21 protein-coding genes are annotated in these 21,358 nt (G+C 61.9%); 11 read left to right on the forward strand and 10 right to left on the reverse strand.

The annotated features are described in order from the left end of the window. Positions 1-89: 89 nt before the first annotated feature. Complete coding sequence (locus ABMA32_RS15580; protein WP_349014656.1) at positions 90-368, forward strand: hypothetical protein; 279 nt, start codon at positions 90-92, stop codon at positions 366-368. A gap of 20 nt (positions 369-388) precedes the next feature. On the opposite strand, the gene ABMA32_RS15585 is transcribed toward ABMA32_RS15580, so the two are convergent. The 3 genes from ABMA32_RS15585 to ABMA32_RS15595 are packed head-to-tail and all read right to left on the reverse strand — an operon-like array spanning position 389 to position 3,776. Beyond that, on the reverse strand, positions 389-1,639 hold the full coding sequence (locus ABMA32_RS15585) for a class I SAM-dependent methyltransferase (protein WP_349014657.1): 1,251 nt from the start codon (positions 1,637-1,639) through the stop codon (positions 389-391). Beyond that, entirely contained in the window at positions 1,636-2,415 is a 780-nt protein-coding gene (locus ABMA32_RS15590; protein WP_349014658.1) for a DUF1365 domain-containing protein, read from the reverse strand. Before ABMA32_RS15590 ends, ABMA32_RS15585 begins: the two co-directional genes overlap by 4 nt. Beyond that, complete coding sequence (locus tag ABMA32_RS15595; protein WP_349014659.1) at positions 2,412-3,776, reverse strand: NAD(P)/FAD-dependent oxidoreductase; 1,365 nt, start codon at positions 3,774-3,776, stop codon at positions 2,412-2,414. The genes ABMA32_RS15590 and ABMA32_RS15595 overlap by 4 nt, the downstream gene beginning before the upstream one ends. A gap of 184 nt (positions 3,777-3,960) precedes the next feature. On the opposite strand from ABMA32_RS15595, the gene ABMA32_RS15600 reads away from it, so the two are divergent. Genes ABMA32_RS15600 through ABMA32_RS15615 form a run of 4 tightly spaced genes read left to right on the forward strand, consistent with a single transcriptional unit; the run spans position 3,961 to position 7,009 of the window. Then, positions 3,961-4,533 (forward strand): sigma-70 family RNA polymerase sigma factor, encoded by a 573-nt coding sequence (locus tag ABMA32_RS15600; RefSeq protein ID WP_349014660.1) that lies wholly within the window; start codon positions 3,961-3,963, stop codon positions 4,531-4,533. Then, on the forward strand, positions 4,530-5,150 hold the full coding sequence (locus tag ABMA32_RS15605) for a ChrR family anti-sigma-E factor (protein WP_349014661.1): 621 nt from the start codon (positions 4,530-4,532) through the stop codon (positions 5,148-5,150). The genes ABMA32_RS15600 and ABMA32_RS15605 overlap by 4 nt, the downstream gene beginning before the upstream one ends. Positions 5,151-5,164: 14 nt before the next feature. Continuing rightward, positions 5,165-5,977, forward strand: a complete 813-nt coding sequence (locus ABMA32_RS15610) for a DUF1295 domain-containing protein (RefSeq protein ID WP_349014662.1) — start codon at positions 5,165-5,167, stop codon at positions 5,975-5,977. 3 nt (positions 5,978-5,980) lie between these two features. Further along, on the forward strand, positions 5,981-7,009 hold the full coding sequence (locus ABMA32_RS15615) for an SAM-dependent methyltransferase (RefSeq protein WP_349014663.1): 1,029 nt from the start codon (positions 5,981-5,983) through the stop codon (positions 7,007-7,009). A gap of 10 nt (positions 7,010-7,019) precedes the next feature. On the opposite strand, the gene ABMA32_RS15620 is transcribed toward ABMA32_RS15615, so the two are convergent. The 4 genes from ABMA32_RS15620 to ABMA32_RS15635 form a co-directional block, all read right to left on the reverse strand. Beyond that, a complete protein-coding gene (locus ABMA32_RS15620) occupies positions 7,020-7,421 on the reverse strand; it encodes a DUF2177 family protein (protein WP_349014664.1) in 402 nt (133 codons plus the stop codon). Positions 7,422-7,467: 46 nt separating this feature from the next. After that, entirely contained in the window at positions 7,468-8,907 is a 1,440-nt protein-coding gene (locus ABMA32_RS15625; RefSeq protein ID WP_349014665.1) for a cryptochrome/photolyase family protein, read from the reverse strand. A 4-nt stretch (positions 8,908-8,911) separates the two neighbouring features. Continuing rightward, positions 8,912-9,271 carry a DUF2147 domain-containing protein gene (locus ABMA32_RS15630; RefSeq protein ID WP_349014666.1) on the reverse strand — a complete coding sequence of 120 codons (360 nt, stop codon included), beginning with the start codon at positions 9,269-9,271 and terminating at the stop codon, positions 8,912-8,914. A gap of 68 nt (positions 9,272-9,339) precedes the next feature. Then, the gene (locus ABMA32_RS15635; RefSeq protein WP_349014667.1) at positions 9,340-10,413 is read right to left on the reverse strand and encodes a glycerol dehydrogenase; all 1,074 of its coding nucleotides are present in this window, start codon (positions 10,411-10,413) and stop codon (positions 9,340-9,342) included. 210 nt (positions 10,414-10,623) lie between these two features. Between ABMA32_RS15635 and ABMA32_RS15640 the strand changes: the two genes are divergently transcribed. From ABMA32_RS15640 to ABMA32_RS15660, 5 genes are all read left to right on the forward strand, one after another. Then, the gene (locus tag ABMA32_RS15640; protein ID WP_349014668.1) at positions 10,624-11,709 is read left to right on the forward strand and encodes an SDR family oxidoreductase; all 1,086 of its coding nucleotides are present in this window, start codon (positions 10,624-10,626) and stop codon (positions 11,707-11,709) included. Positions 11,710-11,759: 50 nt separating this feature from the next. After that, positions 11,760-12,644 (forward strand): transketolase, encoded by an 885-nt coding sequence (locus tag ABMA32_RS15645; RefSeq protein WP_349014669.1) that lies wholly within the window; start codon positions 11,760-11,762, stop codon positions 12,642-12,644. Between the two features lies 1 nt (position 12,645). After that, positions 12,646-13,632: a transketolase family protein gene (locus tag ABMA32_RS15650; RefSeq protein WP_349014670.1), complete on the forward strand. Its 987-nt coding sequence runs from the start codon at positions 12,646-12,648 to the stop codon at positions 13,630-13,632. A 27-nt stretch (positions 13,633-13,659) separates the two neighbouring features. Further along, on the forward strand, positions 13,660-14,349 hold the full coding sequence (locus ABMA32_RS15655) for an SDR family NAD(P)-dependent oxidoreductase (protein ID WP_349014671.1): 690 nt from the start codon (positions 13,660-13,662) through the stop codon (positions 14,347-14,349). Between the two features lie 175 nt (positions 14,350-14,524). Beyond that, positions 14,525-15,973, forward strand: coding sequence for an amidase (locus ABMA32_RS15660; RefSeq protein WP_349014672.1), 1,449 nt, complete (start codon positions 14,525-14,527; stop codon positions 15,971-15,973). Between the two features lie 7 nt (positions 15,974-15,980). Here ABMA32_RS15660 and ABMA32_RS15665 read toward each other — a convergent pair whose 3' ends face one another. After that, a complete protein-coding gene (locus ABMA32_RS15665) occupies positions 15,981-17,468 on the reverse strand; it encodes a carboxypeptidase M32 (protein ID WP_349014673.1) in 1,488 nt (495 codons plus the stop codon). Positions 17,469-17,576: 108 nt separating this feature from the next. Here ABMA32_RS15665 and ABMA32_RS15670 point away from each other — a divergent pair, with 108 nt between their 5' ends. Continuing rightward, a complete protein-coding gene (locus ABMA32_RS15670; RefSeq protein ID WP_349014675.1) occupies positions 17,577-17,930 on the forward strand; it encodes a DUF1304 domain-containing protein in 354 nt (117 codons plus the stop codon). 52 nt (positions 17,931-17,982) lie between these two features. On the opposite strand, the gene ABMA32_RS15675 is transcribed toward ABMA32_RS15670, so the two are convergent. Both ABMA32_RS15675 and ABMA32_RS15680 read right to left on the reverse strand, forming a co-directional pair. Continuing rightward, positions 17,983-20,343, reverse strand: coding sequence for a serine/threonine-protein kinase (locus ABMA32_RS15675; protein ID WP_349014676.1), 2,361 nt, complete (start codon positions 20,341-20,343; stop codon positions 17,983-17,985). Then, positions 20,334-21,353 (reverse strand): family 8 glycosyl hydrolase, encoded by a 1,020-nt coding sequence (locus ABMA32_RS15680; protein ID WP_349014677.1) that lies wholly within the window; start codon positions 21,351-21,353, stop codon positions 20,334-20,336. The genes ABMA32_RS15675 and ABMA32_RS15680 overlap by 10 nt, the downstream gene beginning before the upstream one ends. Between the last annotated feature and the right edge of the window lie 5 nt (positions 21,354-21,358).

Here is a 21,358-nt window from a genome sequence, read left to right on the forward strand (position 1 = left end):
GGAACGGCTTTCAGGACCGGAAGTCGTCGAACGCCGATGATCCGACAGTGATGCCCACGATACACAACTAAAGACGATGGGAGGAGTTCATGGACAAGCGAACTCGTGTTCGGCTTGGCTGCGGCTTGGCGTTCTATGTAGCAGTTGGCGTTTCAGAAGCCTTTGCGGCAAACTTGCCGAGCGGCGCCGACATTGACCTGGCGGGAGGCAGCAAAATCGAACCCGGCAAAAGTCCGCTAGATGATTTGGTTGGTGTTACAACCATCCGAATACTGGGTCCGGACCACGATAAGGAACTCGGGGCCATAATGTATGACGTTCCGGATAACGGACTGGCACCTGCCCTTCTATGGGGTGGTCCGCGCTGAGTCGCCGCCTGTGTCGGCCACTATCCTGTGCCAGATACGTCCGCTTGCGCTTGCCGGTGTTTAAGCTGGAGCAAAGTGACGTCGGTCGCCCCTGCGCGGAAGCCAGCTTCGCAATACGCCAGATAGTAGTCCCACATGTGTTTGAAGCGATCATCGAATCCGATCGCCTGAAGCTGTGGCCAAGAGGCTAGAAAGCGTGATCGCCACTCGGCAAGCGTCTTAGCGTAACTGCCACCGAACGAAACCGTCTCGGAGATTCGAAGACCCACCCGCGACGCCAGATCATGGAGATGACGTTTCGTTGGCAGCATACCACCGGGGAAGATGTAGCGCTGGATGAAGTCCGGCGTGTTCCGATATTGTTCGAAACGATCTTCGGCGATTGTGATGACCTGAAGTACCGCAGTGCCGTCCGGGGCCAGCCGTCCCTTGAGCAGTTCGAAATAGGTGTTCCAATAGGCTTGTCCCACCGCCTCGAACATTTCGATAGACACGATGCGGTCGAAACAGCCCTGGACATCACGGTAATCTTGAAGGCGTATCTCCGCGTCGCCTCGATCTATGTCCTGCCTTAGACGGTTGCGGGCGTAGGCGGCCTGTTCTTCCGACAAGGTCACGCCGGTTACATGGCAGCCGCGGCCCCTCACTAGCGCCTGTGCCAACGCACCCCAGCCACATCCGATTTCGAGCACGCGTTTCCCACATTTGAGTTCCATCATTTGGGCGATGCGGTTGATCTTGTTTTCCTGCGCTTCCTCCAAGGTCTCCTGACTCGCAAAAAGCGCGGCGGAATAAGTCATGTCCCGGTCAAGCCAAGGGCGGTAGAAATCATTGCCGAGATCGTAGTGCTCGGCAATGTTGCGCCGGCTTCCCCGCCGCGTGTTCCTGCGCGCAGTATGGCGAAGCAGGGCCATCAGCCGAACCGGCAGAGCCGGCTGTTGCGAGCGCCGGAACACCGATTCGTTCAGCATCACCAATTCGAAAAGCCTCAGCAGGTCCGGCGTCGACCAGTCACCGTCCAGATAGGACCCGGCAAAGGCCACATCACCGCCGAACACAAGTCGCAGGAGGGCTCGCGACCGGTTAACAATGACATAGACCTCAGGGCCAGGCGCTGTGCCGCGCCGATCGATTCGTTCGCCAGACGGCAGTTCGATCACAAGTCGGCCGGCAACCAACGGGGGGACGATGCGCGATGCCAGCTTCGCCACAATCCCGGGAGACTTCGCTGTCAAGCCATCGATTTCTGTGATTTCATATTTGCCCGTCATGGCCTTGGAATACCCGAGACCGCTGTGGTGGGTTGATGGGGTGGAGCCGGCTTGGTCCTCACGCGGATCCCCTTCAGCCAGAGGCGCAGCGCGTGCCAATGAATCGCCGCCGTAACCTTGAGGGTAAGTAGCGGGTAAAGCAGGAGGCCGCGCAGCAGGTTGGCCGTGTCGAATGACCGGGCGGCGCCGGCGAGCGACGCGTGGATCAACGTGCCGTCCGCGTCGGAGCCGCGAATGACCAGGGCAAAACGGTCAGCCGGCAACAGTGTTCTGAATTCGTAACGCATGTCCATGTCCATGAATGGGGATACGTGAAAGCGCTTGTCACAGCCATGCGCGGCAGGTGCCTTTTCTTCAAGCGCGCTGAACACGTAGCTATGCCGCTCACCGAAGGTGTTGTGTACCTCGTAGACTATGGCTGCGAGCTCTCCATCCTTCAGGTGGCAGAAATAGACGCTGATTGGGTTGAAGCCGTAGCCGAGGACGCGCGGCATGCAAAACAGCAGGATGGAGCCGCCATCGAAGGCAATGCCGTGTTCATCAAGCGTCCGCCCAATCTGCTGTCGCAACGCTGACTCGCTGCCGTCGCCGTGGTCAGTATCATGGAAGCTTAACACATTGAAGCGGTTGTAAGAGAACAGCAGGCTTCGCTTCTGCAGATCGGTGATCTCGTCGAGATCGAAAAGCGTCCAGAACATTCTGTATTTGAGAGCGTGCACGCGCGGTCGCAGCCTGCGATGCGACACCGTGCCGAAATAGATACGCGACCCGGTCAAGCGGCAATCTCCCGTTCCGCCTCCGGGATAGACTGTATCTCAGGCCAGCTTTCCGGCAGCGCTATGCGCGAGGATTGTCCGGCCACATCCCATGGCCGCTTCACTCCACCGAGCGCCTCGGCGACGGCAAGGCCCGACTGCAACCCGTCCTCGTGGAAGCCTGAGCCGAAATGCGCGCCGCAGAACCATGTCCGCTGCCGGCCTTGTAAGGTCCACAGGCGCTTTTGCGCTTCCAGGGCGGCGCTGTCGAAGATCGGATGATGGTAGGTCTCGCGACGCAGGACCAATGCTTCGTCCAGCTGCGTCCGCGGATTGAGCGTCACCAAAATGGGGCGCGGCGTCTCCAATCCCTGCAGCCGGTTCATCCAGTAGGTTACGCTGGCGGCATCGTCACCGGCCCTGCTGTCGATGTGGTTCCAGCTCGCCCAGACGGAGAGCCGCCGTGGCATGATGCTGTCGTCCGTGTGCAGGATCGCCTCGTTGCGGCTGTAGCGAAAGGCGCCAAGAAGCGCGCGCTCCTCCGCCGATGGATCGGCAAGAAGGCCGAGTGCCTCGTCGGCATGTGTCGCAATCACCAGCGCGTCGAAGTGTTCCGGGCCCGCGCGGCGATCGAAGATGGTCACGTGACCATCATGTCGCGTGATCGAAGCGATATCCGCGCCTAACCTGATGCTGCCCGAGAATGCGTCGGCCAGTTTGCGCACATACGCGATGCTGCCTCCTTGGACGGTGCGCCATTGGGGGCGGTCGCCAAGCAGCAGAAGACCGTGGTTGTGGAAAAAGCGGATGAAAGCGCTCGCCGGATAGCCGAGCATCGTCGAGCAGGGTGCAGACCAGATCGCACCGGCCATGGGCAACAGGTGATCGTCGCGGAATGCGGTGCCATAGCCGCCCCGCTTGAGGTAGTCGCCGAGCGTCTGGGAACTCGGCAGATGCGGCAGGTCGGTAGCGGCCGTGCGGTAGAAGCGTACGAGATCGCGCAGCATCGACCAGAAGCGTGGATTGGCCATATTGCGCTTCTGCGCAAACAGGCCCGCGAGTCCGGCGCCCGAATACTCGAGCCGTCCGCCGTCGCGCGATACCGCAAACGACATGTCGGATGCCTTGGTGTCGACGCCCAGGTAGGCGAACAATGCCTTGAGATTGGGGTAGGTCGCTTCGTTGTAGACGATGAAGCCGGTATCGACGGGTGTCAGGCCGTGCGCACCATCCACCATTACCGTGTTCGAGTGCCCCCCAAGCCGAGCCTGACGCTCGTAAAGCACGACCTCATGCCTTTGGCCGAGCAACCATGCCGCCGACAGGCCTGAGATACCCGCGCCGACGACTGCGATGCGCTTTTTTGCTTCACGCGGATGCATGTTGGCTCCTGACAATCACGTCTCTAGATCCCAGTCTCTCGAACTAGGGATACCAACGCTATCGGAATACGTAGGGAACGCGTTGTCGGATCACCGGTGATCCAAATCCCGGCGCTGCGCGTAATCCGGTTGAAAAACCGACGGAAAGCAGCGCTTAAGCGCTTTCTTGCCAGCCGGAGTACGCTTGAACGTATATTACAAAGCGATGGTGGAATTCGATCCAGCCCGGCTGATCATCAGGATCGCGGCAACGCAGGACCGTACCGCATTTGCGGAACTGTTCCAGCATTATGCGCCGCGCGTGAAGGCGATGATGATGCGCCGGGGCGCAAGCGCCGACCGGGCCGAAGACCTGGCGCAGGAAACGCTGCTGCGGGTCTGGCGCAAGGCCGGGCTCTTCGATCCGGCTCGCGCCAGCGCGTCCGCCTGGGTCTATGCGATCGCGCGGAACGTCAGCGTCGATCTCGGGAGACGCGACGTGCGCGCCGCCTCCTGGCTTGAGGAACAGGTGGCGCCCGAGGAGGAAGACTACGACGAACCGGAGATGCATCTTTTGATCGCGGAGCGCGAGAGCATAGTGAGGTCGACGCTGGCAAGCCTGCCGGACGAGCAGTTGCGTGTCATCAGGCTGTCCTTCTTCGACGGGCTGGCGCATTCCGAAATCGCCGAACTGTTAGGCATTCCGCTCGGAACCGTGAAGTCGCGGATGAGGCTCGCATTCCAACGCCTGCGCGGTCCACTTGGTGAACTGAAATGACGAACGAAATCAAACATCACCCCACAGACGAAACCCTTGTCGCCTATGCTTCGGGGACGCTTGACGAGGCGCGTCGCCTGGTCGTCGCCATGCATCTTTCCCGTTGTGCGGTCTGCAAAGGCGAGGTCGCAAGGTACGAGGCGATCGGCGGCGCGTTGTTGGAGCAGGCTCCGGTTGTCGCCCTGAAGCCCGGCGCTCTTGAGGCCGCTTTGCGCAGCATCGGGCATGATTCTGCACTCGACTTGACCGACGGGACCGACCCGCTGTGGGAATACGAACTCGGACCTTGGCGTTGGGTTGGGCCGGGCGTGCGCCAGCGTGTGGTGTCGGTGCCCGAGGTTGGCGGCATGAAGGTGTTCATGCTGAAGGCCGCACCCGGGACGAAGCTGCCGCATCACAAGCATGCCGGATACGAATGGACTTGCGTTCTCGAGGGTGCCTTCGAGCACGAGTTCGGCCGCTACGGCCCCGGCGACTTCGACGAGGCCGACGAAACGATGGAGCACAGGCCGACTGTCAGCGCCGGCGAACGCTGCATCTGCATCGTCGCGCTCCAGGGCAACATCCATCTGCAGAGCAGGCTTGGCCGCCTTCTTCAGCCGCTGATCAAACTTTGACGGAGTGCTGAGCCGTGACCGCTACTCTGTTTCTGGTCACAGTCCTCTGCGTCGGTCTGGCGCTGTGCGTCGGCATGTCGATCGCGTGGGTTGCCTGGCAGCGGACGAGAAACTCCGGATGGGTGGACACGGTCTGGACCTTCAGCGTTGGCATCGTCGGGTTGGCCGGCGCCGTCCTTCCACCGACAGGTGCCGCCGCGCTGCCATCCAGGCGAGCACTTGTGGCAGTCTTCGCAGCACTCTGGGCGCTGCGGCTCGGCCTCCACATCGCGCGACGCACGCGCGGCATCACCGATGATCCGCGCTATGCCGCTCTGCTGAAGGGCTGGGGCGGGGATGCGTGGCGCCAGATGTTTCTGCTGTTGCAGAAGCAGGCACTCGTCAGCATTCCGCTTGGGCTTGCGATGGTGCTCGCCGCCTCAAATCCCGAGCCTGCGTTACGCTTGCAGGACTGGCTCGGCGTTGTCGTCATCCTGGTCGCCGTCGCCGGCGAGGCGATTGCCGACAGCCAGTTGCGCCGCTTCGCGGCCAACCCGGCAAATCGCGGCAAGGTCTGCGATGTGGGCCTGTGGCGCTGGTCGCGCCATCCGAACTATTTCTTCGAGTGGTTGGGCTGGCTTGCCTATCCGCTTCTGGCGATCGGAGCGTGGGAATGGGGATGGGTAGCGCTCGCCGCGCCCGCCTGCATGTACTGGTTGCTTGCCCATGTCTCGGGGATTCCTCCCCTGGAGGAACATATGATCGCAACGCGTGGCGACGCCTATCGCGCATACCAGGCGCAAACCAGCGCCTTCTTTCCTTTGCCGCCAGATCGAAGACAAGGATGAACCATGGGACTGATCGACCGCGCCACGCAATTCGGTGAAGCATTTCCCTGGCCTGACCCTGTCCTGCGGACGGCGATCGAATTTCTCGTCGCGCGGACGGACAGGAGACTTTCTACCCTACCGACCGGAACGGCCACCCGCTTTGCCGACTCGATGGACGACTACCCGATCGCCATCCATACCGTCGACGCCAACGCGCAGCACTACGAGCTTCCCGAGCGCTTCTTTGGCCTGGTTCTCGGACCGCGCCGCAAATATTCCTGCTGTTTGTTTCCATCCGCGGAAACGACGCTTGCAGAAGCGGAGGAACATGCGCTGGCCCAAACCGCCGAACATGCCGATCTCCAGGACGGGCAGACGATTCTGGAGCTTGGCTGCGGCTGGGGCTCGCTGTCGCTTTGGATGGCCGAGAAATTGCCCAATGCCCGGATTACGTCGGTGTCGAACTCGCACTCGCAACGCGCATTCATAACGGCGGAAGCCGGCAGACGCGGCCTGGCAAATCTCACGGTCGTCACGGCCGACATGAATGATTTCTCGACTGACGCGGCTTTCGATCGCGTCGTCTCGGTCGAGATGTTCGAACACATGGCCAACTGGCGTTTGCTGCTGGCGCGCATGAAGGGTTGGCTGGCTGCGGATGGGCGCGCCTTCATCCACGTCTTCAGCCACGTCGCGTCACCATATCGTTTCGACCACGACGATCCCGGCGACTGGATAGCGCAGCACTTCTTCACCGGCGGGCTGATGCCCAGTCACGAACTGATGAGCGCATTCCCCGAAAGCTTTACGGTCGAAAAGGACTGGCGGTGGAGCGGCGAGCACTACAAGCGCACGGCAGACGCCTGGCTGGCGAACTACGATGCAAGAGCCGAGGAGATCGATGAGGTCCTGCGCAATGTCTATGGCAAGGATGCGGCCTTGTGGCGCCGCCGCTGGCGGCTTTTCTTCCTGGCGACCTCAGGCCTGTTCGGCCATTCGCACGGCACGGCCTGGGGCATAAGCCACTACAGGCTCGCACCGTCCCGTTAGCAGGCTGGCGTCAGCCGGCAAACCAGCGGGCCGCATAGTAGCCCGCAAGCGCGGTGAGCGCCGCGACGACCGTCCCGTAGGCGAGGTCGATCAGGGTGATCTGGAGCGTCCAGTTGCGCAGCGTTGCATAGTTGGTGAGGTCATAGGTCGCATAGGCGATCAGACCGAACAGCGCACCATAGATCAGAGCCGTTCCGGCGGATCCGTTGCGCAGCGCCGGCATCGCCGCGAACACGACCAGGCCGACCGGATACAGGAAATAGAAGACAATTGCCGGAGCGATCCTCAGATCGCCGAGGAGTATCTCCCCAAGCACTGGGCGATAAAGCCTGCTCGTCATGGTCGTCAGCCAGATGGCATCGAGCACGCCAAACACGACCAGCGAAGCAATGTAGGCGGCGATGTAGGTCATGGGTTCGTCTCCTCGATGTACCTTACGTGCCGGGTAGCGGGTCGGATCAGTTTTCTCCGCCGCGTGTCGCGCGATAGGCGGCCATTGCACGATCTCGCGCCTGCGCGTGGTCGACGATCGGTCGCGGATAGCCTTTGCCGAGTTCCAGCCCGCTATCCTTCAGCACGGGGGCCGGCGCTTCCCACGGACGGTGCACGTAGCGATCCGGGAGATTCGCCAGTTCCGGCACATAGCGTCGGACATAGCTCCCGTCGGGATCGAACTTTTCGCCCTGCAGGACCGGATTGAAGATACGAAAATAGGGCGCGGCGTCCGCGCCCGACCCTGCTACCCACTGCCAGCTCGCAGGATTGTTCGCCGCGTCGGCGTCGACCAGCGTGTCCCAGAACCATTCCTCACCCTTGCGCCAGTCGATGAGCAGGTCCTTGATCAGGAACGACGCGGCGATCATGCGCACGCGATTGTGCATCCAACCCGTCTGCCAGAGTTCGCGCATACCGGCGTCCACGATCGGATAGCCCGTCTGTCCCCGTTGCCACGCCTTCAGCGCGGCCGGCGCGCTCTGCCATTCGAAGGAATCGAATTCCGGGCGAAAGTTTTCTTGGCCAAGCTTCGGGCGGTGAAACAGCAGGTGATAGGAAAATTCGCGCCACGCAAGTTCCTTCCGAAAGGTTTCGGCATCACGACCGCTCCTGCGCGTGAGCGCCGCCATGATCTGAAACGGCGTGATCTCGCCGTGCGCCAGATGTGGCGACAGCCCCGACGTCCCGTCTTCGCCGGGCTTGTCTCGGCTGTCCGCATAACCGTCGAGGCGGTCTTCCAGGAACGTTTCGAGCCTATCCCGTGCACCGTCCTCGCCCGGCTGCCAGCACTCGGCCAATCCGCCCGACCAGTCTGGCTTCGTCGGCAAAAGACCGAACGCATCGAGCTTTTCGGATTTCAGCCTGGCGCTACATTCGGGAAGCGATTTCGGAGCGTCAATCGGGTCTCGCGCTTCGGTGTCGCTCGCCAGCCTTTTGTAGAAAGGCGTAAACACCTTGTAGAAATCGCCCGACTGCGTTGCGACGCGCGAAGGCTCGTTCAGCAGGAAGCCATCGAAGCTCTCCGCGTCCAACCCGTCCGCACGCAAGGCAGTCTTCAACGCCGTATCCACGACGATATCCGGCGGTGCATAGCGCCGGTTCCAGAACACTGTGTCGGCACCACTCGCCTTGATCGTCTCCGCGACGATCTTTTGGGTGTCTGCCTTCCGCAGGAGAAGTGTGGCGCCGAGTTTCTCGATGGATTTAGACAGCGCAGCAATGGAGTGATGCAGCCACCATCGGCTCGCTGCTCCCGTCGGCCTTGCGCCAGCACCACCTTCATCGAGGATGAAGAGCGGTACGACCGGCCGACCGGTATCCGCTGCCGCGGCAAGCGCCCTGTTGTCCGAAATCCTGAGGTCTTTGCGAAAAAGGACGATGATTGGCGCTGCCGAGCTTTTCATTTCTCTAGTTGGCAGCGGTCCAGGACACGTCCTTGCAGATCATTTTTCCAACGAAACACCCGCGGGTCACCAATCCGCCCTTTCGCGCGGTGACGACGATCGAATAGTTGAGTTTGCGCTTGGGGTCGTATGCATTGCCGGAATAGGTATTTGCGTCGTCCGGCGTCAGCGACATGACCAGCTTGTCGCCGACCTCCTCGCCCCTGCTTGTATCACGGATCCACAAATTCGTGGCGCATATGTCCTTGCCGCAGGGAGCAATGCGAACCAGCGCATTGCCGTCCTCGCGCTTCCATTGGCCTTCGATACCGCTCTCGCCTGCCTCGGCCGCCACGCAGGCAAGCGCCGATAGAATAACCGACATCACAATTCCACGCATGGCAATCGTCCTCGTTCGAGGGCGATACGCTCCAGCGTAAAATTTGGATCACATCAGTGCGGAGCGAATGTCTTCTCTACCCAGACCATCGCGTCGCGCACATCGGAGGAAGCGATCTGGCGTGGAAAATGGCGGATATGCGGAGACGTCATGGTCAGTTCTGCAATCTTGTCCCGCGTCTCGTTGTCTGCCGAAGCCGCAAGCTCGGCAAGGCTGCGCGGCAGCCCGACCTTTCCGTAAAAATCCGCCAGCGCCATTATTTCCTTTTCCGGACGTCCTTCGAGCCTGATCTGCACGATGTTCGCGTAGGCGACCTGGAAGCCGTGCAGGGTGTCGGCGTACACCTTCACTGCCGTCAAGCCGCGTGTCATCGAATGTGCGATGGAGAGACCTCCGCTTTCGAACGCAAGGCCGCTCATAAGAACGGTGGCTTCGACGACCTTTTCGAAGGTCTCGTCCGGCACTCCACGGTCGATCGCAGCAAGCGCGCCTTCAGCATGATCCAGCAGGACGCCGTGGCACGCTCGCCCGAGCGTCACCGCAGCCAGCGAGGACTTTCCACCGAAGACGTTGATCCCGCCCGCGTTGGCGCAGGCATCGACCTCGTAGACCTTGCCGATCGCGTCGCCGATGCCGGACACGAAGAGCTTTTTCGGCGCGCGGGCAATGACCGCCGTATCGACGAGGACCAGCGCTGGATTGCGGCGCATCTTCTCGACGCCGAGCATGCGATGGTTTTCATCGTACATGACATAGTTGTGACTGGTCGGCGCATCCGTGGAGGCGATGGTGGGTATGGTTACCATCAGCGCGCTGGTCCGGTTGGCGAGTGCCTTGCCGGCATCGATGCATTTCCCTCCGCCAGCGGAGGCGACGATAGCTACGTCCCCGGCTACCTGCTGGAGTCTGTCGACCTCCTGCGGTGTGCATTCTCCCGAAAAGCGGACCTGCCTCGCGTCGATACCCGCCTCTCGGCACGACGCTGCGATCGCATCGCCGTAACTGTCCTGGATCAATGGATCGAGCACAAACGCTACGGAAGAGCCGATCCTGCCTATTTCCGCACCGATGCTCGAAAGAGCGCCTGCGCCCTGAACGTAGCGCGTCGGCGAGCCGAATATGATCATTGCTCGATAGTCCTCCCGGTCGTGCAGGCGGTTTGCATACGATGCACCACGCGGGGTCCACCATATGAATCCTACGTAACCGACCGCTTTCCTCAAATCAAGTATCATCCATGATGCATCATGCTTGATTTGTACGTGTCCTGCTTTTATGGTCCGAGCAGGGTCAAGCGGCGAAAGCAGCCTAAGAGCCCGCCGGGAGGAAGTAACAAGATGACTGAAAGGCGTGTTGCCCTTGTTGTAGGATCCACCGGCATTGTCGGTGGCAATATATGCGAGAGGCTGCTGGCGGACGGCTGGACTGTGCACGGCCTGGCGAGGCGTCCCGAACGCTCGCCCAAAGGGACTATCCCGCTGGCCGCCGACCTAAATGACCGGCAGGCCGTCGCTAAAGCGATCTCTCGTGCTGGACCCGTAACCCATCTTTTCCAGGCAAGCTGGACCCCAGCAAATACCGAAGAAGAAGCCTGCGAAATCAATGCGCGGCACCTGTCGAACGTGCTGGATGGGTTGCAGGCGTCCGGCCAACCGTTGAAGCATGTGGTGCTTATCACCGGCGTGAAGCATTATCTCGGGCCCTTCAAGGATTTCGGCCGCTACCTGCCCGATACGCCTTTTCTGGAAGAGACGCCGCGGCTTCCGATCCCGAATTTCTACTACGACCAGGAAGATGTGCTGTTCGCAGCCGCCCAGCGCAACGGGTTCACCTGGAGCGTTCATCGGCCGAACGCGATCGTCGGTTTCGCCGTCGGCGCTCTGATGAACCACGGCCTGACGCTGGCCTGCTACGCCTCCATCTGCCGCGAGACCGGACGGCCATTTGCCTTTACCGGTGTGCAGGAGCAGTGGGACATGCTGACCGAGATCAGCGACGCGCGCCTCATCGCACGGCAGGCGGCGTGGGCCGCGACAACGCCGCAGGCAGCCAACAGACCTTACAACACCGGTAATGGCGACGTCTTCCGCTACAAGCGGATGTGGAAGACCATCGCCGACCACTTCGGCCTCGAAGCCCCGCCTTATGATGGTCGCCAGCAGAGCCTGCAGGAACTGATGGCGGACGCCGGTCCCATCTGGCGCTCCATGGCGGAAAAGTACGGATTGGCCGAGCCGGACATCTCGCGCCTTGCAACGTGGTGGCACACGGACGCTGACTTCGGCCGCAAGGTCGAATGCATCTCGGACATGACGCGCAGCCGCAAGGCGGGCTTCCTCGACTACCAGTCCTCCACCGACACCTTCCTCGACCTTTTCCGCCGCCTCGAAGACGAGCGGATCATACCGCGTTTCGAACGATAAAGGCCGACCGAATTGCTTCGCCGGCATCGCATGACAGCAAGGAGAGCGACATGACATCGCAAACGGGCACAGTCGCGCCCGCCGGAAACAGCTACGCACCCGACCAGGCCACGATCGACCGGCTGCGGGAGCGCGCGCAATTCATCCGGCTGGAGACCGTGCGTCTGATCGATATCGCCAAGACCGGGCACTACACCTCCGTCTTCTCCGCGGCGGAAGTCTTCTCGGCGCTCTACTACGACGTGATGAACCTCCGCAAAGGCGAACCCAAATGGGAGGAGCGCGACCGCTTCACGATAGGCAAGGGCCATGCAGCCGTCGGCCTGTTCCCGATCTACGCCGATCTCGGTTTCTTCCCGACGGAATGGCTGGACGACTACACCCGCCTCGGCAGCCCGCTCGGAGACCACCCGGACATGCGCAAGGTGCCCGGCGTGGACTTCTCGTCGGGCTCCATCGGACATGCGCTCTCGAACGCGATCGGAATCGCGCTGGCCCAGCGCTGGACCGGCAAGCACTATTCCGTTTTCTGCATGATGGGCGACGGCGAGATGCAGGAGGGTCAGGTCTGGGAAGCCGCGCTGTTCGCCGCGCAGAACAAGCTCGGCCGGTTGATCGGCATCATCGATCGCAACGGCTTCCAGCTCGACGGTCGCGTCGATGACGTGATGGCAATCGAGCCGCTGGACGAGAAATGGCGTGCTTTTGGCTGGGAAGTGCACATAGTCGATGGCCACGATATCGCCGCGGTAACCGAACTGCTTCGCCGTTTGCGCGCCGACGATACGCGCAACCAGCCGGCCATGGTCATCTCCAAGACCCTCAAGGGCCGAGGCGTCTCCTACATGGAGACCGAGCCGGGCTGGCATCTTGGCTGGCTCGACCCCTCCGACGCCGACGAGGCGATCGCTGAAATCAAGTCGCAGGTGATCTGAGATGAACGGACCGAAGTCGCCCAACTCGTGGCAATATCGCGGGCTCAACATGAAAAACCCCGGTCTCGACCATTTGTCGAATGGGCTCATCGATCTCGTGAAGGCAGGGCACAATGTGGTGGCGGGTTCCGCCGACCTGCAATATTCGAACGGCCTCAACCGTTTTGCCGCCGCCTACCCCGACCGCTACATCTCCTTCGGCATCTCGGAGCAGAACATGGTATCCGTCGCCGCCGGCATCGCGACCACCGGGGTCGTCCCATTCGTCGCGACTTTCGCGTCGTTTCTCGGCCTGCTCGCCTGCGAGCAGATCCGCATGGACGTGGCCTATGGCGGTCAGCCGGTACGCCTGATCGGCCATCATACGGGCATCTCGCTCGGCTTCTATGGAACCTCGCACCATGCGACAGAAGACATCGGCACGATGCGCTCGATCGCCGACCTGACGGTTGTCTCGCCTTCTGACGGCGCGCAGCTCGAGGCCGTTATCGCCGCTTCCGCCGAATGGGACCAGCCCATCTACATCCGCATCGGTCGTGGCCGCGATCCGGTAGTATACGAAAGCCGCCCGTCGTTCACTTTCGGCAAGGCGCATGTCCACGGTTTCGGCGAAGACCTGACCATTATCGCTTGCGGGATCACGGTCCATGCCGCGCTTGAAGCCGCGGCCGCGATGAAGGCAGAAGGGCGCTCGGTCGGAGTCATCGACATGGCTTCGATCAAGCCACTCGACCGCGACGCGATCATCGAAGCGGCGGATCGCTCGCGCACCGGCAAGCTGATGACGGTCGAGGAGCACAACGTGCTTGGCGGGCTCGGCGCGGCCGTCGCTGAAGTCCTGACCGACGAGAGCAAGGGCATCAGGCTGAAGCGTCACGGAATCTACGACGAGTACAGCCTGATCGCGCCGCCTACCCATCTCTACGCCTACTACAAGCTCGACGGCGCAGGCATCCGCGAGGTGGCGGAAGGATTTCTGCGCGGCTAATAACGCGCAGACATGGAGGAAATTCGCATGAAGACTGCAATAGTGACTGGTGGCGGCACAGGCATAGGCCTCGCCACCTGCCATCGTCTGGCGGCAGCGGGTTACAGGATCATCGCCGGTGGACTCGATACCGAAGGCGACCTTCCCGAAGGCGCCGAGTTCGTCGCGACCGATGTGACAAAGCAGCAGGACCTGGACGCTCTCGTCGCGAAAGCCGATCGGATCGATGCGCTTGTGAACTGCGCTGGTATCCTTCGCCAGGAGCGCGAATGGGGTGTGGAAGACTTCAAGTTCGTCCTCGACGTCAACCTGACTGCCAGTCTCGCCGCAGCCACGACCGCCCGCGAGAAACTGCGCGACGCACGTGGATCGATCGTCAATATCGCTTCGATGTGGAGCTACTTCGGCTCACCGAAATCGCCGGCCTACGCCTCATCGAAAGGTGGCATAGTGGCGCTCACGCGATCGATGGCGGTAGCGTGGGGAGCGGAGGGCATAAGGGTCAACGCGGTTGCACCGGGCTGGATCATGACGCGCATGGGCATGGGTGCCAAGAACGATCCTGTGCGTGAGCCGAAAATTACTGCGCGTATCCCGCTCGGCCGCTGGGCCGAGCCTTCCGAGGTCGCGAACGTGATCGCCTTCCTGGTATCAGACCAGGCAACCTATGTGCATGGAGCCGTACTCCCGGTCGACGGCGGCTATTCCATCGCCTGAGGCAATCGTTGCTGAATTTTAGCCGGCTTTGGGAAGCATGAGCCCAACACAAGAGGCGGCAGCATCTTGATATCCCGTCGGCGCGCTGGAGCGGCGAACGCCGGCATGTCACAAGGGCATGTTTGGTCGGTCTAACTGGACTGTCCAATTGTGCGCTTGAAGGGAGAGCAAGACCATGGCGGCCGTCACCAAAGACCTGTTGAACACCTACATCGAATCCGATGGACTTGGCCTCGCCAAACTGGTCAATCGCGGGGAAGTCTCTCCGGCCGAACTGGTCGAGGCTGCGATCCTTGAGATCGAGAAGCTCAACCCTTCTCTGAACACCGTCATCCACAAGCTCTACGACATGGGTCTCGAGGCAGCCGAGACCGTCGACCGCAACGCGCCCTTCGCAGGCGTACCCTATCTGCTGAAGGAACTGGCGACATCATGGAAGGGCGCGCCGAATACAAACTCATCGCGCTATCTCAAGGATGTCGTCGCTGATTTCGATGCGGAAGTGGTAACCCGCCTGAAGAAGGCTGGCTTCCTTCTCGTCGGCAAATCGAACGCTCCCGAAAACGGCTGGTCGATCACGACTGAACCGAAGCTCTATGGCGCGACGGTCAATCCATGGCGGGCCGACGTAACGGCGGGGGGTTCCAGCGGCGGCTCCTGCGCAGCAGTCGCATCGAGGATGGTCCCGATCGCTGAATCGAGTGACGCTGCCGGCTCCATTCGTGTTCCCGCGTCCTGTTGCGGCGTGCTTGGCCTGAAACCGTCGCGCGGCCGGGTCACGATGGCGCCGTTCGCGGATGTCTGGCACGGCGGAGCTTATTTCTTGGCCAATACACGGACAGTCCGCGATACCGCAGCCTATCTCGACGCTGTATCCGGCACACTGCCTGGCGACCCCTACCAGCCACCCGTGCCAGAGCGGAGCTGGCTTGAACTCTCGCGAGAGGCCCCGAAGAAGCTTCGCGTCGGCTTTACCGTCACGCCGCCGGCAGGCCGCGCGATCGACCCGGAGGTCAAACAAACCGTCCTTGACACGGTGAAGGTCCTGCAGCGGCTCGGCCATGATGTCGAAGAACACGATATGCCACTCGACTCAGACGACGCATGGAAAACATACACGCATATGAGTTGCGTCCAGACGGCTGCCATATTCGAGTGGCTGTCGGCCGTCGTCGGCCGCCCTGTGACAAGAGATGACGTCGAGCCTATAACCTGGGCGATCATCGAACGCGGACGATCGACTGATGGCATCAGGCATATCTCCGACGTCGAAAAGGTTCGGCAGCTCGGACGTTCCATCGCATTCGATCTGATTGCCTACGACATCTATTTGACCCCAACGCTCACCCAGCTTCCGAGGCCGGTTGGTTTCTACGACATGTCGATGAACGATCTCGATGCCTACAACGCCCTCTGGACCGACGGCGCCTTCACATTCCCCTTCAACATGTCGGGACAACCGGCCATGTCCATCCCTGTTGGAATGTCACGCGGCGGCCTGCCAATCGGCGTGCAGGCGGTGGCCCGGTACGGAGACGAGGCGACCATCCTGACGCTCGCCACCGTGCTTGAGCAGGAGATGCCGTGGGAGGGCAGACGTCCGCGGGTCGTCGCCTCTGCGTGACCGATGCTTATTGCCTGCCGTAGCGCTGTCTCAGATGCTCGGTGAAATATCGCGCGGAAAGCGTCTCACCGGTCGCGCGCTCCATCAGTTCGGGCGTCGACCAGCGGGAGGCTTGCGACCAGATGTGGGTTTGACGCCAGTCGTTCACGGCGTCGAACCGGCCCTTGGACAAATCGTCGTCCACGGAAGCATGTTCGCGCTTGAGCGCTGACCATTGCTGCGCTGCCATCATGGCGCCGAGCGTGTAGGACGGAAAGTAGCCGAACGCCCCGCCCGGCCAGTGTACGTCCTGCATCGGCCCGTCGGCGAAATTGCCCTCTGTCGAAAGCCCGAGATAATCGCGCATCTTCGCGTCCCATGCATCGGGAATATCGGCGACTTCGAGCTGTCCCGAGACGAGCTCCTGCTCCAGTTCGTAGCGCAGGATGACATGCAGCGGATAGGTCACCTCGTCCGCATCGACACGGATCAGCCCGCGCTCGACATGGTGCACATGGGGCAGGATGTCTTCCATCGACCAGTCTTCGCCCAGATGCTTTTCGACGACCGGCAGCGCCCATGTCCAGAACGTCGGGTTGCGGCCGAGCTGCTTTTCCACGAACAGGCTCTGGCTCTCATGCACTGACATGCCCCGCGCCTTGCCAAGCGGCCAGTGCGCCCATTCGGCGGGCAGGTTCTGCTCGTAGAGCGCATGGCCGGTCTCGTGCAGCACACCCATCAGCGCCGAGAGAAATTCGCCGGTCTTGTAGCGCGTCGTGATGCGCACGTCGGTCGGCACGCCTCCGCAGAACGGATGATGCGAGACCGACAGGCTGCCATGCGTCAGGTCGAAGCCGACAGCCGCCATCATGGCGAGGCCGAGTTCGCGCTGCTTCTCGATCGCATAGTTGCCCGACAGGGGTTTGAGCGGCCGTTTCGCCAGCCGCTCATCCTGGACGGCAAGCGCTTCCGGGACGAACTTCTTGAGGAACCCCTTCAACTCGACAAAGACCGGATCGATGTCGGCGACGCGATTGCCCGGATCGTATTGCTCCATCAGCGCATCGTAGGGGTGCAGCCCGAGCCTGTCCGCGCGCATCGCCGCTTCCTCGCGAACCAGCGACACCACGTTTTCGAGCGAAGGCTGGAACGACGCCCAGTCGTTCTTTGCCCTGAGGTCGCGCCACAACTGTTCGGAGCGCATGCGCGCCGTCGTCTGCTTCTCGACGAATTCCGCTGGCAGGCACGTCAGGTTCGCATATTGCCGGCGAAATTCGCGCAGCGCCGTCTGCTGATCATCGTTCAGGTCCTCGGCGCCGGCCGCCTCAATCCAGTCGGCGATCTCAGGGGCAGTCGCCTGCCGATGCAGCATGCCGGCAAGCGAGGCCATGGCCTCCGCGCGCTTCTCGCCCCCGCCGACTGCCATATGCGTGGCCTCGTCGGCGCCAAGTATCGAGAGCGCATGCTCCAGCGCTTCGAGCTTGTGGCCGAGTTCATTGAGTCTGGCAAAGGACATCTGTCGGGAAACTCCATGCAGGTAATGGTCGAAGCCGGATGGATAAAGTGTTTCAGCACTTGCCGCAGGCGAGCCCGCCAATCAAGATCAAACCAGGCGGAGGATCCGATGATAGCGAACATCCTGATCGCGCTGGTCGCAGCGCTGCATGTCGGTTTCATGTATCTGGAGATGATCGCATGGACCCAGCCTCTCGGCCGCCGGGTCTTCCGCACCACGCCGGAATTCGCCGCGGCGTATAAGGCGCTCGCAGCCAACCAGGGCCTCTACAACGGCTTTCTCGTCGCCGGGCTGGTCTGGGGCCTTTGGCTTGGCGACGATGGCTTTGCTGTGAAGGCATTTTTCCTCGGCTGTGTGATCATCGCCGGCTTGTTCGGCGCGGCCACTGTCAGCCCGCGCGTCGCGTGGGTGCAGGCCATCCCTGCCGCGATTGCGCTGATAGCCCTCAGGGCCGGGATCTAGAAATCCGCCCTCAGTTGCTCCAGACGAGCCGAACGTTGGGTAGTGACGTTCCTCAATACGGGTTCGACCCCGGATTCCGTGCGGCCCACAAATCGTTCAACCCACGCATGGCGTCGCGATTGCCAGCGCGTGCAGCGGCACGGAACACCCGCTCCGCATCGCCGTAGCGCACCAGATTGAGATAGGCGTACCCGCGCAAAACCATGAGATCGAGCGTCTCAGGAACAATCCTCGCTCTTTCGTCGAGCGCCAGAAGGGTCTCGACGTAGCGACTGTTCTGGAAGGCGGAGTTTGCTCTCGACTCCAGCAGCGCCGCGTTGATCTCGACGCTGCGGCTGTTGCTGAACGGCGCTCTCGTCGCCGCGACTGCGGCCATGTCCGTCAGCCCGACGCGCATATAGGCGAGGCTCTGCCCATAGGCAGCGTCGCTTCTTGTCTGGCCCTTGCCTCTTAGTGCGACCTCAAAAGCCTTCGCAGCCTCGATCGGACGATTCGCCTCCATCAGGCACCATCCGCGCGACAGCGCAGCGTTCGGCGACAACCCCTCTGGATCTTGTGTGGACCGACAGCCTGCAGCGCGACCGCGATCGCTTTTCTGTCGACGTGTCTGTCTGCGCGCGACCTCAGGCTCTTCCGACAGATAGGTCGCCGCAGCCTGTGTCGTAGCGTCCCTGTGGGCGTTCGACGAAACCTCAGTCGGAGTTTCATACAACTGATGCACTTCGGATCGAGGCCGTTCGGCGGGCGATTCGGCGGCAGGCAGGCGCGGGCGGTCCGGCGACAGGGGCTGCGGCAATGCTCCCGGTACGGCGTGAACGGGTCGCGGCGAAGCGGGATCTGCCGAAGGTCCGATTTCCAGCCGATCGCGTTCGCGTCGTCTGATCGCCGCTGTCTCGACGCTGCGTTCGCCCACCGTCGGAATGCGCTCGGAACGCCCTGCCCATGCCGTCTGCACGTCCCTCACGCCAGGTTGGTCGCCAAGCTTCCATCGCATCAGCGCGAGGCCATATGCAGAGGGTTCGTCGTCCGGTTTCCATCCAAGCGCCGTGCGGAACCACCGCTCGGCCGTCTCGAACTGGTTCAGGCTGTCGGCGTACCAGCCGAGCTGCTGGGCGGAAGCCGCATCCTGTGCCTTGGCGACTTCGGCGACGATGCGCTGCAGGACCTCGCCACGGAAATCCGGCGCCGGCTGGATCGCCAGCATGTTGGCGACCGCCGCCAGGTAGACGGCGCGGACATCATCGCTGGCGTCGCGCCATTCGTAGAGAATGTCTTCCGCCTCCTGCGGGCGATCCTGATTGATCAGCGCCAGCGCAAGGCCCTGCGCCGCCGCCGCATCGCGCTCCTTGGCGAGTGCTTTGCGGAACCAATCCTCGGCCAGTTTCGGATTCTCGTGCTGCAGATAATACCAGCCAAGCATGAGATCGTCGGATCGGGCGCCGCCTGCGACGGCGAGCTTTTCTACCAGGGCAATATCCGCGGCGGAGACGCGCACCGTGGGGTCTGCGTCCGAAGCGATCACGGCGCGGCGAGCGATCTCCCCGAGCACACTCTCAAATTCGGATCGGCCATCGATTGTACGGCCTGCGGCAAGAAGCTGATCGAGGTCGCTGCGCGGCAAGAGGTCCAGCGCCTTCTGCACCGTTGCGAGGCGCTCTTCCGGGCTCTCGCAGTTTCGGAGAATATAGAGATAGGCGTCCACTGCACGCGGCTTGCGGTCGGTCTGGGCGAAGGCCTCGGCGACGCGCCACAAAACATCAACATCACCGCAGGTGAGCATCGCAGGATTTGAAGAAGCAACGCGAATGACCGTATCGTATTGCTTGATGTTGGATGCATTCATCAATTGCTCGCGTGACTCGGCAACCGCCAGCCTGTCGAGAAGATCTGCTGGAACCTGCCAGTTCGGTTCACGCGTCTGCCGGTCGGCTATCGCCTTGCGCACATCGGCGATCTTGCCTTCCGAATAGAGACGCCACATCTGGTCGAGCTGCGGATCGCCCTGGGGGACGGCAGCCAGCGGATTTTCCGGAGGCGTCCAGTCCGGATAGAGCGCGCGCAGTCTGGCGATCTCCGCCTCGAGGCGCTTCGTATCGCCGCGGGCGGCAAAATAGCGAAGCGCGGTTTCGTCCACGACCGGCCCGGATGCGGCGGGCGAGGGTGTCGGCGAATTCGTCGGAGTGGCCTGAGCGACCTGATCGTTGGCTGGCGATACGGGCGAGGAGGAAGCAGAAGGTGCCGGGTGTTGCTGAGCGCCGTTCGCCGCGACGGCATGCACCGACTCGGAATCAACCGGCGTACTTTTGGCGAACGGGTCTTCTTGCGCAGCAAACGGGTTCATGCCGGACTGCTGCAAGACGAGTATTCCGGACGCAGCAACGACACCTGCGAGGAGCAACGGCCTTAGAGACATTCGGGATGCCTCCGCCGCGCGAATGCCAGAGACAGGAGGTGGAGCGTCGACGGATAGTAATCCGTCGGCGAAAACGTCTTGATGTCGTCCGCCAGCGGCGTCTTGTCGAGTACGCAAGCGATCAGGGCCGGGATCGAACGGTAGCCGGGATCATCGAGCGTCTGGCGGGTCGCGCCCGTCATGATGTCCACCAGGCGCAGCCGGCCCTGTTCATCGGCCATGCCCTTTTGAAAGGATTCGAGCAGGGCGCGGTCGCGGCTGCCTGCGCGGATCAGATAGAGCGGGATGCGGATGGCGTTGTAGCCGAACTCCGCCGGAAAGCCGTCTGCGGCAGCCGGTTTCGATTTGAGGGATACCCAGTCCGGCGGAAGTCGCGATTTTCCGATCTGCATGGACGTGGCAATCACCCGGTTGCCGCCATCGGTGAGTTGCGCCCACTGCCCTTTCGGATCAAGAGAGGCCATGACGGGCAAGGCTTCAAAAACCCAATAGGAAGGATTGACGACCGGTCCATCCCGGCGGTCGCCTGCTCCAAAACCGCTGTTGCCGGGCTTGAGCACCACCGAGCCCCCGACGGTCTCCAGGCTGTTTTTCGCGAGTGAAGCGGCCATAGCTGTCGCCGCTGTCGTCAGGTCCGGCCGCTGCCAGTCACGCCCGGCAAGCGCCGCGGCGTAGGCGATGAGGAGATCGCCGTCGGTCGCATTGTTGGCATCCGTCACGTGCGGGGTCGCCTCCGGGTCCCAGCGCCAGGCCGCCAGGCCGTCGTCGCGCAGCAGCATCTCCATCTTCGTGAATGCCCATATGGTGTCGAAATCGCTGCGGCTGTTCGCAAGATACGCGAGAAGCAGGCCATAACCCTGGCCCTCGCTGTGGCTGATGTTGTTGTTGGCCGTATCGACAATACGGCCGGACGGATCGAGGAATTTGTCCCTGTAGGCCTTCCATTCGTCCGCAGCGATCGGCGCCGCAAATGCCCCGGATGCAAATGCCATCAAAGTCAGAACCGACATGAAGA

It is taken from the genome of Mesorhizobium quangtriensis (assembly GCF_040081925.1).
Taxonomy (GTDB): Bacteria; Pseudomonadota; Alphaproteobacteria; order Rhizobiales; family Rhizobiaceae; genus Mesorhizobium_K; species Mesorhizobium_K quangtriensis.

Coding starts and splice junctions, on each gene's coding strand:
- ABMA32_RS15625 (WP_349014665.1), bottom strand. CDS start 8,907: ATGAAAAGCTCGGCAGCGCCAATCATCGTCCTTTTTCGCAAAGACCTC.
- ABMA32_RS15595 (WP_349014659.1), bottom strand. CDS start 3,776: ATGCATCCGCGTGAAGCAAAAAAGCGCATCGCAGTCGTCGGCGCGGGT.
- ABMA32_RS15630 (WP_349014666.1), bottom strand. CDS start 9,271: ATGTCGGTTATTCTATCGGCGCTTGCCTGCGTGGCGGCCGAGGCAGGC.
- ABMA32_RS15615 (WP_349014663.1), top strand. CDS start 5,981: ATGGGACTGATCGACCGCGCCACGCAATTCGGTGAAGCATTTCCCTGG.
- ABMA32_RS15580 (WP_349014656.1), top strand. CDS start 90: ATGGACAAGCGAACTCGTGTTCGGCTTGGCTGCGGCTTGGCGTTCTAT.
- ABMA32_RS15665 (WP_349014673.1), bottom strand. CDS start 17,468: ATGTCCTTTGCCAGACTCAATGAACTCGGCCACAAGCTCGAAGCGCTG.
- ABMA32_RS15645 (WP_349014669.1), top strand. CDS start 11,760: ATGACATCGCAAACGGGCACAGTCGCGCCCGCCGGAAACAGCTACGCA.
- ABMA32_RS15655 (WP_349014671.1), top strand. CDS start 13,660: ATGAAGACTGCAATAGTGACTGGTGGCGGCACAGGCATAGGCCTCGCC.
- ABMA32_RS15680 (WP_349014677.1), bottom strand. CDS start 21,353: ATGTCGGTTCTGACTTTGATGGCATTTGCATCCGGGGCATTTGCGGCG.
- ABMA32_RS15650 (WP_349014670.1), top strand. CDS start 12,646: ATGAACGGACCGAAGTCGCCCAACTCGTGGCAATATCGCGGGCTCAAC.
- ABMA32_RS15605 (WP_349014661.1), top strand. CDS start 4,530: ATGACGAACGAAATCAAACATCACCCCACAGACGAAACCCTTGTCGCC.
- ABMA32_RS15670 (WP_349014675.1), top strand. CDS start 17,577: ATGATAGCGAACATCCTGATCGCGCTGGTCGCAGCGCTGCATGTCGGT.
- ABMA32_RS15675 (WP_349014676.1), bottom strand. CDS start 20,343: ATGTCTCTAAGGCCGTTGCTCCTCGCAGGTGTCGTTGCTGCGTCCGGA.
- ABMA32_RS15585 (WP_349014657.1), bottom strand. CDS start 1,639: ATGACGGGCAAATATGAAATCACAGAAATCGATGGCTTGACAGCGAAG.
- ABMA32_RS15620 (WP_349014664.1), bottom strand. CDS start 7,421: ATGACCTACATCGCCGCCTACATTGCTTCGCTGGTCGTGTTTGGCGTG.
- ABMA32_RS15635 (WP_349014667.1), bottom strand. CDS start 10,413: ATGATCATATTCGGCTCGCCGACGCGCTACGTTCAGGGCGCAGGCGCT.
- ABMA32_RS15640 (WP_349014668.1), top strand. CDS start 10,624: ATGACTGAAAGGCGTGTTGCCCTTGTTGTAGGATCCACCGGCATTGTC.
- ABMA32_RS15660 (WP_349014672.1), top strand. CDS start 14,525: ATGGCGGCCGTCACCAAAGACCTGTTGAACACCTACATCGAATCCGAT.